This window comes from Bacillus sp. z50, assembly GCF_058313585.1.
The window spans coordinates 16,590-32,870 of record NZ_JBZFQL010000010.1; the positions used below are offsets into that span (position 1 = coordinate 16,590).

Here is a 16,281-nt window from a genome sequence, read left to right on the forward strand (position 1 = left end):
AGCGCTTACTGTATAATATTGCTATCTTTGGTATCTTACGGAGGGATCGGTGTGGCAATTTCTATCGGGGTAATGCTGGATGATGATTATGGTCATATGGAAGATGAACTGTTAGTCGACCGGGTTCATCAAGGGGACAGCGGGGCCCTGGATTTTTTGATCCACAAATACAGAAACTTTGTAAGGGCTAAAGCGAGAACCTATTTTTTAATAGGTGCAGATAAAGAAGATATTGTTCAGGAAGGTATGATTGGTTTATTCAAGGCCATCCGAGATTATAAGGAGGACAAGCTTACATCCTTTAAAGCGTTTGCTGAGCTCTGTATTACCAGGCAAATTATTACTGCAATTAAAACTGCGACAAGGCAGAAACATATACCGCTCAATTCCTATGTCTCTTTGGATAAGCCTATCTATGATGAAGAGTCAGATCGCACATTGATGGATGTTATAACAGGTGTTAAAGTTATGGATCCAGAGGAATTAATTATTAATCAAGAAGAATTTGATTATATTGAGCTTAAAATGAGCGAGCTGCTAAGTGATCTGGAACGAAAAGTCCTGTCTCTGTATTTAGATGGACAATCCTATCAAGAGATATCAGAGGAATTGGATAGACATGTTAAATCAATTGATAATGCATTGCAAAGAGTAAAGCGTAAATTGGAACGGTATCTAGAAGTTCGCTAGTTTAGTATATTCATAGGGTTATATCTTTAACCCGCTTATTGACAGACAATTTCCTACATGATAAATTTGTATTGGACTTGTTAATTAAAATAAAGGTGCATTTTTATGAATAAAAAAGTTATCATCGCATGTACAAAATGCGGTTCAAGGAACTATTCAACGAATCATAACCAGTCTAACCAAGAAAAGGTGCGACTGGAGCTAAATAAATTTTGTAAAACTTGTAATACGCACACACCTCATAAACAAACAATCTAATGATTTGGATTGTAAAACTGTATTGGCTGGAGGTTTCAAATTAATGCGACGCATTCTAGAATTCTTCCGAGGCGTTTCTCGAGAAATGAAAAAGGTAAGCTGGCCTAAGAAAAAAGAGCTTACAACCTATACGATAACTGTTTTATCAACAGTCATCATTATGGCAGTGTTTTTTGCGGTTATTGATCTAGGGTTATCCGAACTTATTCGTGTCATTCTTAAATAGTGAATAAACAGCACAAAACATGGTATAATGAAAACTAGCATAAGAAAAGACTTGAAAGCCCGGAAACGGGTTTTTTAATTTGTCTAAAAAATAGATTCGATACTTAGCAGGAATCTGCTGGATTTAAAATTTGCGCAAAAATTAAAAAATAACAGCTGACAAGATATATTTGAATATCACTGTTTGCAAGGAGGGAAGGACGTTTAGTCCTAATAGAATATGGAGAAAAATTGGTATGTTGTTCATACGTATTCCGGATATGAAAATAAAGTTAAAGCGAACTTAGAAAAACGTGTAGAGTCAATGGGTATGCAAGATAAGATCTTCCGTGTCATTGTTCCGGAAGAAGAAGAAACTGATTTCAAAAATGGTAAGAAGAAAGTAGTTAAGAAAAAGGTGTTTCCAGGGTATGTACTCGTGGAAATTGTTATGACAGACGATTCTTGGTATGTTGTCCGCAATACACCAGGTGTAACTGGGTTTGTAGGTTCGACTGGATCAGGTTCTAAGCCGGTTGCGTTAATGCCTGAAGAAGCAGCAGTGATTCTGAAAAGAATGGGTATGGACGAAAAAAGAATTGAAATCGATTTGTTTATTGGCGATTCAGTTAAAGTTAAGGAAGGTCCTTTCGCTGAATTTGCTGGTACAATAGAAGAGTTGGACAAGGCTAAGGGTAAACTGAAAGTTCTTGTTAATATGTTTGGCCGCGATACCCCGGTTGAATTGGATTTTGACCAGGTGGAAAAATTATAATCCTGAAAAACTTGCCTTTCATATTAAAAAGTGATAATATTTCTAGGGTCAGTATGTCTCAAGACAGAGACCTGAACTAATGGTAAATTCTTTATGAGTGAAATAAAGAATGATTGTATATTTGAGTGGGAGGGCAAAGCCCAATTACCACATCACGGACGATAAGGAGGTGTGTCTCGTGGCTAAAAAAGTAATTAAAATCGTGAAATTGCAGATTCCTGCAGCTAAAGCTAATCCAGCTCCACCGGTTGGTCCAGCATTGGGTCAAGCAGGTGTTAACATCATGGGTTTCTGTAAAGAGTTTAATGCTCGTACAGCAGAACAAGCAGGTCTAATCATTCCTGTTGAAATCACAGTATTTGAAGACCGTTCTTTCACTTTTATTACAAAAACTCCTCCAGCGGCTGTTCTTCTTAAGAAAGCAGCAGGAATTGAGTCTGGTTCTGGTGAACCAAACCGTAATAAAGTGGCAACAGTTAAGCGTGACAAAGTACGTGAAATCGCTGAATCCAAAATGCCTGACTTAAATGCAGCAAGTGTTGAATCAGCTATGCGTATGGTAGAAGGTACTGCACGCAGTATGGGAATTGTCATCGAAGACTAATTGTTGTATGGAGGTTGCGAATGTACGGTACATCGCAACCTTTTTCGTGGGAGGTCAATTCCGTTAAAACCACAATATTAGGAGGATATAATAATGGCTAAGAAAACTAAAAAATACGCTGAAGCTATTCAGCTTATCGATCGTACAAAAGCTTATTCCGTAACAGAAGCAATTGAATTAGCGAAGAAAACAAGCTTCACTAAATTTGATGCAACTGTAGAAGTAGCATTCCGTCTTGGAGTTGATCCTAAGAAAGCTGATCAACAAATCCGTGGAGCGGTTGTACTTCCAAACGGTACTGGTAAAACACAACGTGTATTAGTATTTGCTAAAGGTGAAAAGCTTAAAGAAGCTGAAGCTGCAGGTGCTGATTATGTTGGAGATACTGACTACATCAACAAAATCCAACAAGGTTGGTTTGACTTTGATGTTATCGTAGCAACACCTGATATGATGGGTGAAGTTGGTAAATTAGGTCGTGTATTAGGACCTAAAGGTTTAATGCCAAACCCTAAAACAGGAACTGTTACATTTGATGTTGAAAAAGCAATCAATGAAATTAAAGCTGGTAAAGTAGAATACCGTGTTGATAAAGCAGGTAACATTCATGTTCCTATCGGAAAAGTTTCCTTCGAAGATAGCAAGCTAGTTGAAAACTTCACTACAATTTTTGAAACTCTTCAAAAAGCGAAGCCAGCAGCAGCTAAAGGAACTTATATGAAGAATGTAGCTGTTACTACAACTATGGGACCTGGAATCAAGGTAGATCCATCTTCTTTCTAAGCTAAAAAATAAAATTTGACAACAGGGTAGTTATTTAATATAATTACAAATGTTGTTATAAATAATTTAACATTTATGCCATAGACAGCAGGTGCGGTTAAAGCTTAATTTCCTGCCGAGGTATTCGATCATAATAGAACTATTTTGTTCGGACTATCATCGTACCTCCATGTCTGTCATGATATGGAGGTTTTTTTACGGGTGTGAATGGTAACATTCTACAGGAGGTGTTAATATGAGCAATGCGAATAATGTTAATGCAAAGAAACAAATTGTTGATGAAATCGCTGGTAAACTGAAAGACAGTGTATCCACAGTTGTTGTTGACTACCGTGGTTTAAACGTTGCTGAAGTTACAGAACTTCGTAAACAATTACGCGAAGCTGGCATCGAGTTCAAAGTTTACAAAAACTCCATGACTCGCCGTGCTGCTGATCAAGTTGAACTTTCTGACCTTAACGAAGCTCTTACTGGACCAAATGCGATTGCATTCAGTACTGAGGACGTTGTAGCTCCGGCTAAAATCTTGAACGACTTCGCTAAAAAACACGAAGCTCTAGAAATTAAAGCAGGTGTAATCGAAGGAAACGTTGCAACTGTTGAAGAAGTTAAAGCTCTTGCAGAACTTCCATCTCGCGAAGGTTTGCTTTCTATGTTGCTCAGCGTGCTTCAAGCACCTATCCGCAACTTGGCACTTGCTACAAAAGCAGTGGCAGAACAAAAAGAAGAACAAGGAGCTTAATTGCTTCTTGATTAGAAATACGTATACAACGATTTATTAAAAACTAAGGAGGAACTTATAATGACTAAAGAACAAATCATTGAAGCAGTTAAAAATATGACTGTTTTAGAACTTAACGATCTTGTAAAAGCAATTGAAGAAGAATTTGGCGTAACTGCAGCTGCTCCTGTAGCTATGGTTGGTGCTGCTGGCGGAGAAGCTGCAGCTGAAAAAACTGAATTTGATGTTGTTCTAGCTAGCGCTGGAGATCAAAAAATCAAAGTTATCAAAGTAGTACGTGAAATCACTGGCCTTGGTCTTAAAGAAGCTAAAGAAGTTGTTGATAACACTCCTAAAGCTATCAAAGAAGGCGTTTCTAAAGACGAAGCTGAAGAAATCAAAGCTAAACTTGAAGAAGTTGGCGCTGGTGTAGAAGTTAAGTAATTTTACACACATCATATGAAAAGGCTCGCTGCAAATACAGCGGGCTTTTTCTGACTTTAGAAATAAAAGTTGGAATTTAGGTTTTCGTTAAAACGATCCGAAATGCAATTGGTCAGGAGGGATCTGGGTTGTCAGATCATTATTATTCCCGCAATCCTCAGGTTGATAGTAATCCTGATGAATGGAGCTATACTTTAAGAGGGAAGACATTTCGTTTTAAAACAGATGCTGGTGTTTTTTCTAAACGTGAGGTTGATTTTGGTTCAAGATTGTTAATCGAGGCCTTCGTGGAACCTGAGGCTTCCGGCAAACAGCCAATCATTGATGTCGGCTGTGGATATGGCCCGATAGGTTTATCTTTGGCTGATTCTTTTTCTGACAGAACAATTCATATGGTAGATGTGAATGAAAGAGCTCTCCATTTGTCAGGGGAAAATGCTCGAATCAATGAGATCAAAAATGTTAAGATTTATGAGAGTTCTGTTTATCAAAATGTTACGGAAACTGAGTTTGCAGCGGTTGTTTCGAATCCGCCCATCAGAGCCGGAAAAAAAGTAGTTCATGAAATACTTGAAAGAAGTAAGAGTGTTTTACAGGATGGCGGCGAGTTGTGGATTGTCATTCAAAAGAAACAGGGAGCTCCATCCGCAATGGCTAAAATGGAAGATGTTTTTGGAAACGTGGAGGTCATTATAAAGAAAAAAGGGTACTATATTTTGAAGTCTAAAAAAGTTTGACTTGACAATATGCCTATGTTAATATTAAAAAATGCATATATATAATTTGGGACACCCTGCACATTTTGGTAAAGAAATAAATAAATGTGTATATGTTCTGGAAAATATGGAAAAAATAAACCAATACTATGCGTTTTTGAAATTGAGGTTTTCAGATTGAAACCCTTTTTCTTTTTTGTTCTATCAGCTTGTATAGGGCTGTTGGAATATAAATTCTATCATAAACGCTTTATTTGAGGGGTGAATCAGTTGACAGGTCAACTTGTTCAGTATGGACGACATCGCCAACGCCGGAGCTATGCGCGCATTAGCGAAGTGCTCGAATTACCGAATTTAATTGAAATTCAAACCTCTTCCTATCAATGGTTTCTTGATGAGGGCTTAAGAGAAATGTTCCAGGACATTTCCCCTATCGAGGATTTTACAGGAAATCTGTCTCTTGAGTTTATCGATTATAGCCTCGGAGACCCGAAATATCCTGTGGAAGAATCTAAGGAGCGGGATGTAACCTACTCCGCCCCATTACGGGTTAAAGTAAGACTTGTAAACAAAGAGACGGGAGAAGTTAAAGACCAAGATGTCTTTATGGGTGATTTCCCTCTCATGACGGAAACGGGAACGTTTGTTATAAACGGTGCCGAACGTGTTATCGTATCCCAATTAGTACGATCCCCGAGTGTATACTACAGCGGGAAGGTTGATAAAAACGGAAAGCGTGGATTCACAGCTACCGTAATTCCAAACCGCGGAGCATGGTTGGAATATGAAACTGACGCGAAAGATGTAGTTTACGTAAGAATCGATCGTACAAGGAAGTTGCCGGTAACGGTTCTTTTGCGTGCTCTTGGATTCGGCTCTGATCAAGAAATCATCGATCTAATCGGTGATAACGAGTACATCCGTAACACATTGGAAAAAGATAATACTGAAAGTACAGAAAAAGCTTTGCTTGAAATCTATGAGCGTCTTCGCCCAGGTGAACCACCTACGGTCGAAAATGCGAAAAGTTTGCTTGTATCACGTTTCTTTGATCCGAAGAGATATGATTTGGCAAATGTAGGACGCTATAAAATTAACAAGAAACTTCATATAAAAAATCGTCTTTTCAACCAAAAAGTAGCTGAAACTTTGGTGGACCCTGAAACAGGAGAAATCTTAGTTGAAAAAGATACTTTGTTGGATCGCCGTACTCTCGATAAAATCATCCCTTACTTAGAAAATGGGATTGGCTTCAAAACGTACAACCCTGTTGGGGGAGTCGTGGAAGAAGATGTACTGGTTCAAAATGTAAAAATCTATGCACCGAGCGATGCTGAAGGTGAAAAAGTAATTAATGTTATCGGCAATGCTTATGTAGAAAAGAAAGTTAAAAACATTACACCTGCTGATATTGTATCTACTATCAGTTACTTCTTTAACTTACTGCATGGTGTTGGCGACACAGATGATATCGATCATTTAGGTAACCGACGTCTGCGTTCAGTTGGTGAGCTATTGCAAAACCAATTCAGAATTGGTTTATCCCGTATGGAGCGTGTGGTTCGTGAGAGAATGTCCATCCAGGATACAAACACAATTACACCGCAGCAGCTTATTAACATTCGCCCGGTTATAGCTTCTATTAAAGAATTCTTTGGAAGCTCCCAGTTGTCTCAGTTTATGGATCAAACAAATCCACTTGCTGAATTGACACATAAACGGAGATTGTCTGCACTTGGACCTGGTGGTTTAACAAGGGAACGTGCCGGAATGGAAGTTCGTGACGTTCACTATTCCCACTATGGACGTATGTGCCCAATTGAAACACCTGAGGGACCAAACATTGGTTTGATTAACTCACTATCTACATTCGCAAAAGTAAACCCATACGGTTTCATTGAAACGCCATATAGAAGGGTAGACCCTGCGACAGGCAAAGTAACTGATCGAATGGATTACTTGACTGCTGATGAAGAGGATCTTTATGTAGTGGCACAGGCAAATGCCCCGCTAACTGAAGATGGTGGATTTATGAACGAGGAAGTTGTAGCTCGTTTCCGTGGTGAAAATACAGTTGTTAAACGTGATCGCGTTGACTATATGGACGTATCACCTAAACAGGTTGTATCAGCTGCAACAGCTTGTATCCCGTTCCTTGAAAACGATGACTCCAACCGTGCCCTTATGGGAGCGAACATGCAACGTCAAGCGGTTCCGCTTATTCGTCCGCAGGCTCCAATTGTTGGTACAGGTATGGAATATGTATCCGGTAAAGATTCCGGTGCTGCTGTAATTTGTAAGCACGATGGAATCGTAGAACACGTGGAAGCCAGAGAAATCTGGGTAAGACGTGTTAGTGAAGTAGATGGTGAAGAGGTAAAAGGTAATCTTGATAAATACCGTACCCTTAAATTCATCCGTTCTAACCAAGGAACATGTTATAACCAACGTCCGATCGTTAAATCGGGTGACCGTGTTGTTAAAGGAGAAATTCTTGCAGATGGTCCGTCCATGGAGCTTGGCGAATTGGCATTAGGCCAAAACGTACTTGTTGCCTTCATGACATGGGATGGTTATAACTATGAGGATGCCATCATTATGAGTGAACGTCTTGTTAAAGACGATGTATATACTTCTATTCATATCGAAGAATATGAATCTGAAGCTCGTGATACTAAACTTGGACCGGAAGAAATTACACGTGACATTCCAAACGTTGGGGAAGATGCCCTGCGCAACTTGGATGACCGTGGAATCATTCGCATCGGTGCCGAAGTTAAAGACGGTGACCTTCTAGTTGGTAAGGTAACTCCTAAAGGGGTTACGGAGCTGACTGCAGAAGAAAGATTGTTACATGCAATCTTTGGTGAGAAGGCTCGTGAAGTTCGTGACACATCTCTCCGTGTACCGCATGGCGGTGGAGGAATTGTCCATGATGTTAAAGTCTTTACACGTGAAGACGGTGATGAACTGCCACCAGGTGTGAACCAGTTGGTACGTGTATACATCGTTCAGAAACGTAAGATCCATGAAGGAGATAAAATGGCCGGTCGTCACGGTAACAAAGGGGTTATCTCCCGAATTTTACCTGAAGAAGATATGCCTTTCCTTCCGGATGGAACACCTGTCGATATCATGTTGAACCCATTAGGGGTACCATCACGTATGAATATCGGTCAGGTATTGGAATTGCACTTAGGTATGGCTGCAAGACAGCTTGGAATCCATGTGGCAACTCCTGTATTTGACGGTGCGCGTGAAGAAGATGTTTGGGATACAATCGAAGAGGCTGGTATGTCTCGCGATGCGAAAACAATTCTTTATGACGGCAGAACTGGAGAACCATTTGATAACCGTGTTTCCGTTGGTGTCATGTATATGATCAAACTGGCACACATGGTTGATGATAAACTTCATGCCCGTTCAACAGGACCTTACTCACTTGTTACGCAACAACCATTGGGTGGTAAAGCTCAATTCGGTGGTCAGCGTTTTGGTGAGATGGAGGTATGGGCACTTGAAGCATATGGTGCTGCATACACACTTCAAGAAATCCTTACAGTTAAATCTGATGATGTTGTTGGTCGTGTGAAAACTTATGAAGCAATTGTAAAAGGTGACAATGTACCTGAACCGGGCGTTCCGGAATCTTTCAAGGTTTTAATCAAGGAACTTCAAAGTTTAGGTATGGATGTTAAGATTCTTTCTGGTGATGATAAAGAAATTGAAATGCGTGATCTGGAAGATGATGACGATATTCACCAAGCAGATACATTAACCATAGATCCTGATGTGAAAAGTCCCGAATCAGAAACAGTTGGTACAATCGAGTAACCTTAGTGATATTGGGATACGGAAAGGGAGGTAGGCCCCTTGTTGGATGTAAACAATTTTGAATATATGAAAATAGGCCTTGCTTCACCGGATAAGATTCGCTCTTGGTCTTTCGGAGAAGTGAAAAAGCCAGAAACTATAAACTACCGTACACTTAAACCTGAAAAAGATGGGTTGTTCTGTGAGCGCATTTTCGGTCCTACAAAGGACTGGGAATGCCACTGCGGTAAATATAAAAGAGTACGCTACAAAGGTGTAGTTTGTGACCGTTGTGGTGTTGAAGTAACTAGAGCTAAAGTGAGACGTGAGCGTATGGGCCATATTGAATTGGCTGCTCCGGTTTCTCATATTTGGTACTTTAAAGGAATTCCAAGCCGTATGGGTCTTTTGCTTGACATGTCTCCGCGTGCCTTGGAAGAAGTAATTTATTTTGCTTCTTACGTTGTTACAGAAGCAGGAGATACTGCTTTAGAGAGAAAGCAGCTTCTATCTGAAAAAGAATACCGTGCATACCGTGATAAATACGGCAACAAGTTCCAAGCTGGGATGGGTGCAGAATCCATTAAAAAGCTTCTTCAGGATATCGATCTTAACAAAGAGGTAGAATCCTTGAAAGAAGAGCTTAAAACAGCTCAGGGACAACGCCGTACACGTGCGATTAAACGTCTTGAAGTATTGGAAGCATTCCGTCATTCAGGTAACGAACCTTCTTGGATGATTCTGGATGTACTTCCGGTTATTCCTCCTGAGCTTCGTCCAATGGTTCAATTGGATGGCGGCCGTTTTGCAACATCTGACTTGAATGACCTGTATCGCAGAGTAATCAACCGTAACAATCGTTTGAAACGTCTGCTTGATTTAGGTGCTCCAAGCATCATTGTTCAAAATGAAAAGCGTATGCTTCAGGAAGCAGTTGACGCATTGATTGATAACGGTAGACGTGGCCGTCCTGTAACAGGACCTGGTAACCGTCCGCTTAAGTCTTTGTCTCATATGCTTAAAGGTAAACAAGGTCGTTTCCGTCAAAACTTACTCGGTAAACGTGTTGACTATTCTGGTCGTTCCGTTATCGTTGTAGGACCAAACTTGAAAATGTACCAATGTGGTTTGCCGAAGGAAATGGCAATCGAACTATTCAAGCCTTTCGTAATGAAAGAACTTGTTGAAAAAGGATTGGCTCATAACATCAAATCAGCTAAGAGAAAGATCGAAAGACATTCTCCTGATATTTGGGATGTGCTTGAAGAAGTAATTAAGGAGCATCCGGTTCTATTAAACCGTGCCCCGACACTTCACCGTCTAGGAATCCAGGCGTTCGAACCAACATTAGTTGAAGGTAGAGCTATTCGACTTCACCCGTTAGTATGTACAGCGTATAACGCTGACTTTGACGGTGACCAAATGGCTGTTCACGTACCTTTATCTGCAGAAGCACAAGCGGAAGCCCGTCTATTGATGCTAGCTGCGCAAAACATCCTTAACCCTAAGGATGGTAAACCGGTTGTAACTCCATCACAGGATATGGTTCTTGGTAACTATTATCTGACAATGGAAAGACCAGGTGCAGTTGGAGAAGGTATGATCTTCAACGACACTAATGAAGCAGTACTTGCCTATCAAAACGGATATGTTCACTTACACACTCGTGTAGCTGTTCATGCTAGCTCTTTAAATAACGAAACGTTTACGGAAGAACAGAATAAGCAATTATTGCTTACTACTGTTGGTAAATTGATATTCAATGAAATTCTTCCTGAAACTTTCCCTTATATTAACGAACCAACAAGATCCAATCTGGAAGAAAAAACACCAGAGAAATATTTTGTTGAAAAGGGAGCAAATGTGAAGGAAATCTTAGCGAATCGTGAGAGAATCCAACCATTTAAGAAGAAAATTCTTGGTAACATTATTGCTGAAGTCTTTAAACGTTTTAAAATAACAGAAACATCCAAAATGCTTGACCGCATGAAGGATCTAGGATTTAAATATTCGACTCGTGCAGGTATTACTGTAGGGGTTGCAGATATCGTCGTTTTACCTGAAAAACAAGAAATTCTTGAAAAAGCTCAAGGTAAAGTAGACAGTGTCATGAAACAATTTAGACGTGGTTTGATCACAGAAGAAGAACGTTATGACCGTGTTATCTCAATCTGGAGTGAAGCGAAGGATGATATCCAAAGCAAACTGATGGCATCCTTACATCACTTGAATCCAATCTTTATGATGAGTGATTCCGGAGCCCGTGGTAACGCATCTAACTTTACGCAGCTTGCGGGTATGCGTGGATTGATGGCCAACCCGGCTGGTCGTATTATTGAGCTCCCAATCAAATCAAGTTTCCGTGAAGGCTTAACAGTATTGGAGTACTTCATCTCCACTCACGGTGCGCGTAAAGGTCTTGCCGATACAGCATTGAAAACAGCCGATTCCGGTTACTTAACAAGACGTCTGGTTGATGTTGCACAGGATGTTATCGTTAGAGAAGACGACTGTGGAACAGATCGCGGCTTAGAAGTAAGAGCTTTGAAAGATGGTACAGAAACAATTGAAAGCCTTGAAGAACGTCTTGTAGGACGTTATGCAAGGAAGAAAGTTAAACATCCTGAAACAGGCGAAGTTCTGATTAATGAGAACGAAATCTTCACTGAAGATCTTGCTCAAAAAATCGAAGAACTTGGTATTGAAGAAGTGACAATTCGCTCTGCGTTTACATGTAACACTCGCCATGGTGTATGTAAAAAATGTTACGGACGTAACCTTGCAACTGGTCAAGAGGTTGAAGTTGGTGAAGCAGTCGGTATCATCGCGGCTCAATCCATCGGTGAACCTGGTACACAGTTGACAATGCGTACTTTCCATACAGGTGGGGTTGCCGGAGACGACATTACACAAGGTCTTCCGCGTATTCAGGAGTTGTTTGAAGCACGTAACCCTAAAGGGCAGGCAGTTATTGCTGAAATCGAAGGTACGGTTACAGCGATTAACGAAGTCCGTGACAAACAACAGGAAATCACAATTCAAGGTGCAGTGGAAAGCCGCTCTTATACAGCTCCGTACTCTGCGCGCTTGAAAGTGAATGTAAATGACACAGTTGTTCCTGGTCAGGAACTTACAGAAGGTTCTATTGATCCAAAAGAACTTCTTAAAGTTACAAATGTACGTTCTGTACAGGAATACCTGTTAAAAGAAGTGCAAAAAGTATACCGCATGCAAGGGGTAGAAATTGGCGATAAACACGTAGAGGTTATGGTTCGTCAAATGCTTAAGAAAATTCGTGTTATCGATGCCGGAGAAACCGATGTATTGCCAGGAACATTACTGGATATTCATCAGTTCACAAAAGCAAACCATGAGGCGTTGCTTCAAGGTAAAAATCCTGCTACGGGACGCCCGCTATTGCTTGGTATTACAAAAGCATCTCTTGAAACGGATTCCTTCCTGTCCGCCGCATCCTTCCAGGAAACTACTCGTGTCCTTACAGATGCAGCGATTAAAGGAAAACGTGATGAATTGCTTGGACTTAAAGAGAACGTTATTATCGGTAAGTTAATACCTGCTGGTACAGGTATGCATCGTTACCGTAAAGCTGTTCCGGTTCTAACTGAACAAAAGGAAGAAACGGTTCCAGCTGAGTAACCAATCTACATCAGAAGAGGTAGCCGGATGATCAATCCGGCTAATCTTCTGTATATATAAAGTAAATAAGGGTAACAAATTAATTTTTTTCGTGCGATTGTTGACATTTATGTTTTATAAATGGTACTATAGCAAAGGTGCTCCTATTAACCTGTTACTTTGGAGGATATTAATGATGTCTTATGAAAAAGTATCTCAGGCAAAGAACCTGATAATAGGGACGAAACAAACAGTGAAAGCTCTCCGAACAGGAAATGCCGAAACAGTTATTATTGCTCTTGATGCTGATTCAACAATCACATCAAAAGTAATTGATGCTGCTAAAGAGTATTCCGTTCCAATCGATTATGTAGACTCGATGAGGTTGCTCGGAAAAGCATGCAAAATAGATGTTGGAGCAGCAGCTGTTGTCATTATGAAATAGAAAACTGTTTTTGCAGTTGATGCAAAAACTTTGTTTTTACCCTTTTATGAACCACCTGGATGTGTGGGACTAGGGGAACCAATTTTGAAGGGAGGAAACATCATGCCAACTATTAACCAATTGGTACGTAAGCCACGTAAATCTAAAGAAGAAAAATCAAAGTCTCCAGCTTTGAATAAAGGTTACAATAGCTTCAAGAAATCCCAAACAAACGTATCATCTCCACAAAAACGTGGGGTATGTACTCGTGTTGGTACAATGACTCCAAAGAAACCAAACTCCGCGTTACGTAAATATGCGCGTGTACGTTTGACTAATGGAATCGAGGTTACTGCTTACATTCCTGGTATCGGCCACAACTTGCAAGAGCACAGTGTTGTATTAATCCGTGGAGGACGTGTAAAAGACCTTCCAGGGGTACGTTACCACATCGTGCGTGGCGCTCTTGATACTGCAGGCGTTAACAACCGTATGCAAGGTCGTTCTAAATACGGTACGAAAAAACCTAAAGCAGCTAAAAAATAATTTTAAAACCAAAATAATTACTTCTTTGAAAGGAGGAACAAAATATGCCTCGTAAAGGACCTGTTTCAAAAAGAGATGTATTACCTGATCCGATATATAATTCCAAGCTTGTAACAAAATTGATCAACAAAATGATGATCGATGGAAAAAGAGGGACTTCCCAAAAAATCCTTTATGCTTCTTTCGATATCGTAAGAGAGCGTACTGGTAACGATCCAATGGAAGTTTTCGATCAAGCTTTAAAAAATATCATGCCAGTTCTAGAAGTTAGAGCACGCCGTGTAGGTGGAGCTAACTACCAAGTACCAGTTGAGGTTCGCCCTGACAGACGTACTACTCTAGGACTTCGTTGGTTAGTAAACTATGCTCGTCTTCGTGGTGAAAAAACTATGGAAGAGCGCTTAGCTAACGAAATCATGGATGCAGCTAATAACACTGGCGCTTCTGTTAAGAAACGCGAAGATACACATAAAATGGCTGAAGCTAACAAAGCTTTCGCTCACTATCGTTGGTAAAATCAAAACTACTAAAAATCTATATCCACAAGGAAGGAGAAAGACCCAATGGCTAGAGAGTTCTCCTTAGAAAAAACTCGTAATATTGGTATCATGGCTCATATCGATGCTGGTAAAACGACGACTACTGAGCGCGTTCTTTACTACACAGGTCGTATCCACAAAATTGGAGAAACTCATGAAGGTGCATCACAAATGGACTGGATGGAGCAAGAACAAGAGCGTGGAATCACGATCACATCTGCTGCAACAACAGCAGCTTGGAAAGAACACCGTGTAAATATCATCGACACACCAGGACACGTAGACTTCACAGTTGAAGTTGAACGTTCCCTTCGTGTACTTGATGGTGCGGTAGCAGTACTAGATGCACAATCCGGTGTTGAACCACAAACTGAAACAGTTTGGCGCCAAGCTACAACTTACGGAGTACCACGTGTTGTTTTTGTTAACAAAATGGACAAAATCGGTGCGGATTTCTTATACTCCGTAAAAACTTTACATGAACGCCTTCAAGCGAATGCACACCCAATTCAGATACCAATCGGTGCTGAAGATGACTTCGAAGCAATCATTGACCTAGTGGAAATGAACGCAGTATTCTATGGTAACGACCTTGGTACTGATATCGAAGTTCGTGAAATTCCTGAAGAGCACATGGCAATAGCAGAAGAATACCGTGAGAAGTTAATAGAAGCAGTAGCAGAACTTGACGAAGAATTAATGGAAAAATACCTTGGCGGTGAAGAAATCACTAAAGAGGAATTGAAAGCAGCTATCCGTAAAGGTACTGTAAACGTTGAATTCTACCCAGTTATCTGTGGTTCTGCATTCAAAAACAAAGGTGTTCAGTTAATGCTAGATGCTGTAATCGACTACCTTCCATCTCCATTAGATGTACCTGCAATCAAAGGTATTCTACCGGATACAGATGAGGAAGTTGAACGTCATGCTGATGACAGCGAGCCATTCTCTGCGCTTGCTTTCAAAGTTATGACTGACCCTTATGTTGGTAAATTAACATTCTTCCGTGTATACTCTGGTACTTTGAGCTCCGGTTCATACGTACAAAACTCTACTAAAGGAAAACGCGAGCGTGTAGGACGTATCCTGCAAATGCATGCGAACTCCCGTCAAGAGATCTCAGAAGTACACGCTGGGGATATCGCCGCTGCTGTAGGTCTAAAAGATACTACAACTGGAGATACTCTATGTGAAGAAAAGAACCTGGTTATCTTGGAATCCATGGAATTCCCTGAGCCAGTTATCTCTCTTTCAATTGAACCTAAATCTAAAGCAGACCAAGACAAAATGTCTACTGCTCTTCAAAAGCTTCAAGAGGAAGATCCAACTTTCCGCGCTCATACTGACCAAGAAACTGGTCAAACTATCATCGAAGGTATGGGTGAGCTTCACTTAGATATTCTTGTTGACCGTATGCGTCGTGAGTTTAAAGTAGAAGCTAATGTTGGTGCACCTCAGGTTGCTTACCGTGAGACTTTCCGTACACCTGCACAGGTTGAAGGTAAGTTTGCTCGTCAATCCGGTGGACGTGGACAATACGGTCACGTTTGGATCGAGTTCTCACCTAATGAAGAAGGTAAAGGCTTCGAATTTGAAAATGCTATCGTTGGTGGTGTAGTACCACGTGAATACGTTCCTGCTGTACAAGCTGGTCTAGAAGACGCTCTTGACCGCGGTGTACTTGCTGGCTACCCATTAATCGATATTAAAGCAAAACTATTTGATGGTTCTTACCATGACGTTGACTCCTCTGAGATGGCATTTAAAGTAGCAGCATCTTTAGCACTTAAAAATGCAGCGAAAAAATGTAATCCAGTTATCCTTGAGCCAATGATGAGCGTTGAAGTTGTTATCCCTGAAGAGTACATGGGTGACATCATGGGTAATATCACAGCTCGTCGTGGACGTGTAGAAGGTATGGAAGCACGCGGTAACGCACAAGTTGTACGTGCTATGGTACCTCTATCTGAAATGTTCGGTTACGCAACAACATTGCGTTCCAACACTCAAGGACGTGGCGTGTTCTCTATGACTTTCGATCACTACGAAGAAGTTCCTAAGAGCATCGCTGAAGAGATTATCAAAAAAAATAAAGGTGAATAATTGATTTTCATTCTTTATTAAAGTA

General features: G+C 40.5%; 15 protein-coding genes and 1 other annotated feature. All 15 genes read left to right on the forward strand.

Annotated features, from left to right (window positions below; genetic code table 11):
- The first annotated feature begins 72 nt into the window (after positions 1-72).
- Positions 73-690 (forward strand): RNA polymerase sporulation sigma factor SigH, encoded by a 618-nt coding sequence (gene sigH, locus AC4G3N_RS18415; RefSeq protein ID WP_066103081.1) that lies wholly within the window; start codon positions 73-75, stop codon positions 688-690.
- 105 nt (positions 691-795) lie between these two features.
- Complete coding sequence (gene rpmG / locus AC4G3N_RS18420) at positions 796-948, forward strand: 50S ribosomal protein L33 (protein ID WP_077248002.1); 153 nt, start codon at positions 796-798, stop codon at positions 946-948.
- 43 nt (positions 949-991) lie between these two features.
- Complete coding sequence (gene secE / locus AC4G3N_RS18425; RefSeq protein ID WP_066103034.1) at positions 992-1,174, forward strand: preprotein translocase subunit SecE; 183 nt, start codon at positions 992-994, stop codon at positions 1,172-1,174.
- A 219-nt stretch (positions 1,175-1,393) separates the two neighbouring features.
- Positions 1,394-1,927: a transcription termination/antitermination protein NusG gene (nusG, locus tag AC4G3N_RS18430; protein WP_066103031.1), complete on the forward strand. Its 534-nt coding sequence runs from the start codon at positions 1,394-1,396 to the stop codon at positions 1,925-1,927.
- A 178-nt stretch (positions 1,928-2,105) separates the two neighbouring features.
- On the forward strand, positions 2,106-2,531 hold the full coding sequence (gene rplK, locus AC4G3N_RS18435; protein WP_066103028.1) for a 50S ribosomal protein L11: 426 nt from the start codon (positions 2,106-2,108) through the stop codon (positions 2,529-2,531).
- Between the two features lie 93 nt (positions 2,532-2,624).
- On the forward strand, positions 2,625-3,314 hold the full coding sequence (rplA, locus tag AC4G3N_RS18440) for a 50S ribosomal protein L1 (RefSeq protein ID WP_066103025.1): 690 nt from the start codon (positions 2,625-2,627) through the stop codon (positions 3,312-3,314).
- Positions 3,315-3,374: 60 nt separating this feature from the next.
- Positions 3,375-3,519, forward strand: a sequence feature (ribosomal protein L10 leader region).
- 30 nt (positions 3,520-3,549) lie between these two features.
- Positions 3,550-4,056 (forward strand): 50S ribosomal protein L10, encoded by a 507-nt coding sequence (gene rplJ / locus AC4G3N_RS18445; RefSeq protein WP_066103022.1) that lies wholly within the window; start codon positions 3,550-3,552, stop codon positions 4,054-4,056.
- A 60-nt stretch (positions 4,057-4,116) separates the two neighbouring features.
- A complete protein-coding gene (gene rplL, locus AC4G3N_RS18450) occupies positions 4,117-4,479 on the forward strand; it encodes a 50S ribosomal protein L7/L12 (RefSeq protein ID WP_066103019.1) in 363 nt (120 codons plus the stop codon).
- A 128-nt stretch (positions 4,480-4,607) separates the two neighbouring features.
- Positions 4,608-5,216 (forward strand): class I SAM-dependent methyltransferase, encoded by a 609-nt coding sequence (locus tag AC4G3N_RS18455; protein ID WP_066103016.1) that lies wholly within the window; start codon positions 4,608-4,610, stop codon positions 5,214-5,216.
- A gap of 249 nt (positions 5,217-5,465) precedes the next feature.
- Positions 5,466-9,029 (forward strand): DNA-directed RNA polymerase subunit beta, encoded by a 3,564-nt coding sequence (gene rpoB, locus AC4G3N_RS18460; protein ID WP_066103012.1) that lies wholly within the window; start codon positions 5,466-5,468, stop codon positions 9,027-9,029.
- Positions 9,030-9,068: 39 nt separating this feature from the next.
- Entirely contained in the window at positions 9,069-12,665 is a 3,597-nt protein-coding gene (gene rpoC / locus AC4G3N_RS18465) for a DNA-directed RNA polymerase subunit beta' (RefSeq protein WP_066103009.1), read from the forward strand.
- A 175-nt stretch (positions 12,666-12,840) separates the two neighbouring features.
- A complete protein-coding gene (locus tag AC4G3N_RS18470) occupies positions 12,841-13,089 on the forward strand; it encodes a 50S ribosomal protein L7ae-like protein (RefSeq protein ID WP_066103006.1) in 249 nt (82 codons plus the stop codon).
- Between the two features lie 102 nt (positions 13,090-13,191).
- Complete coding sequence (gene rpsL / locus AC4G3N_RS18475) at positions 13,192-13,614, forward strand: 30S ribosomal protein S12 (RefSeq protein ID WP_049672552.1); 423 nt, start codon at positions 13,192-13,194, stop codon at positions 13,612-13,614.
- Between the two features lie 44 nt (positions 13,615-13,658).
- Complete coding sequence (gene rpsG / locus AC4G3N_RS18480; protein WP_066103004.1) at positions 13,659-14,129, forward strand: 30S ribosomal protein S7; 471 nt, start codon at positions 13,659-13,661, stop codon at positions 14,127-14,129.
- A gap of 48 nt (positions 14,130-14,177) precedes the next feature.
- The gene (gene fusA / locus AC4G3N_RS18485) at positions 14,178-16,256 is read left to right on the forward strand and encodes an elongation factor G (RefSeq protein ID WP_066103001.1); all 2,079 of its coding nucleotides are present in this window, start codon (positions 14,178-14,180) and stop codon (positions 16,254-16,256) included.
- The last annotated feature ends 25 nt before the right edge of the window (positions 16,257-16,281 follow it).

Coding starts and splice junctions, on each gene's coding strand:
- rplL (WP_066103019.1), top strand. CDS start 4,117: ATGACTAAAGAACAAATCATTGAAGCAGTTAAAAATATGACTGTTTTA.
- sigH (WP_066103081.1), top strand. CDS start 73: ATGCTGGATGATGATTATGGTCATATGGAAGATGAACTGTTAGTCGAC.
- rplA (WP_066103025.1), top strand. CDS start 2,625: ATGGCTAAGAAAACTAAAAAATACGCTGAAGCTATTCAGCTTATCGAT.
- nusG (WP_066103031.1), top strand. CDS start 1,394: ATGGAGAAAAATTGGTATGTTGTTCATACGTATTCCGGATATGAAAAT.
- rpmG (WP_077248002.1), top strand. CDS start 796: ATGAATAAAAAAGTTATCATCGCATGTACAAAATGCGGTTCAAGGAAC.
- rpsL (WP_049672552.1), top strand. CDS start 13,192: ATGCCAACTATTAACCAATTGGTACGTAAGCCACGTAAATCTAAAGAA.
- rpsG (WP_066103004.1), top strand. CDS start 13,659: ATGCCTCGTAAAGGACCTGTTTCAAAAAGAGATGTATTACCTGATCCG.
- fusA (WP_066103001.1), top strand. CDS start 14,178: ATGGCTAGAGAGTTCTCCTTAGAAAAAACTCGTAATATTGGTATCATG.
- secE (WP_066103034.1), top strand. CDS start 992: ATGCGACGCATTCTAGAATTCTTCCGAGGCGTTTCTCGAGAAATGAAA.
- rplJ (WP_066103022.1), top strand. CDS start 3,550: ATGAGCAATGCGAATAATGTTAATGCAAAGAAACAAATTGTTGATGAA.
- AC4G3N_RS18470 (WP_066103006.1), top strand. CDS start 12,841: ATGTCTTATGAAAAAGTATCTCAGGCAAAGAACCTGATAATAGGGACG.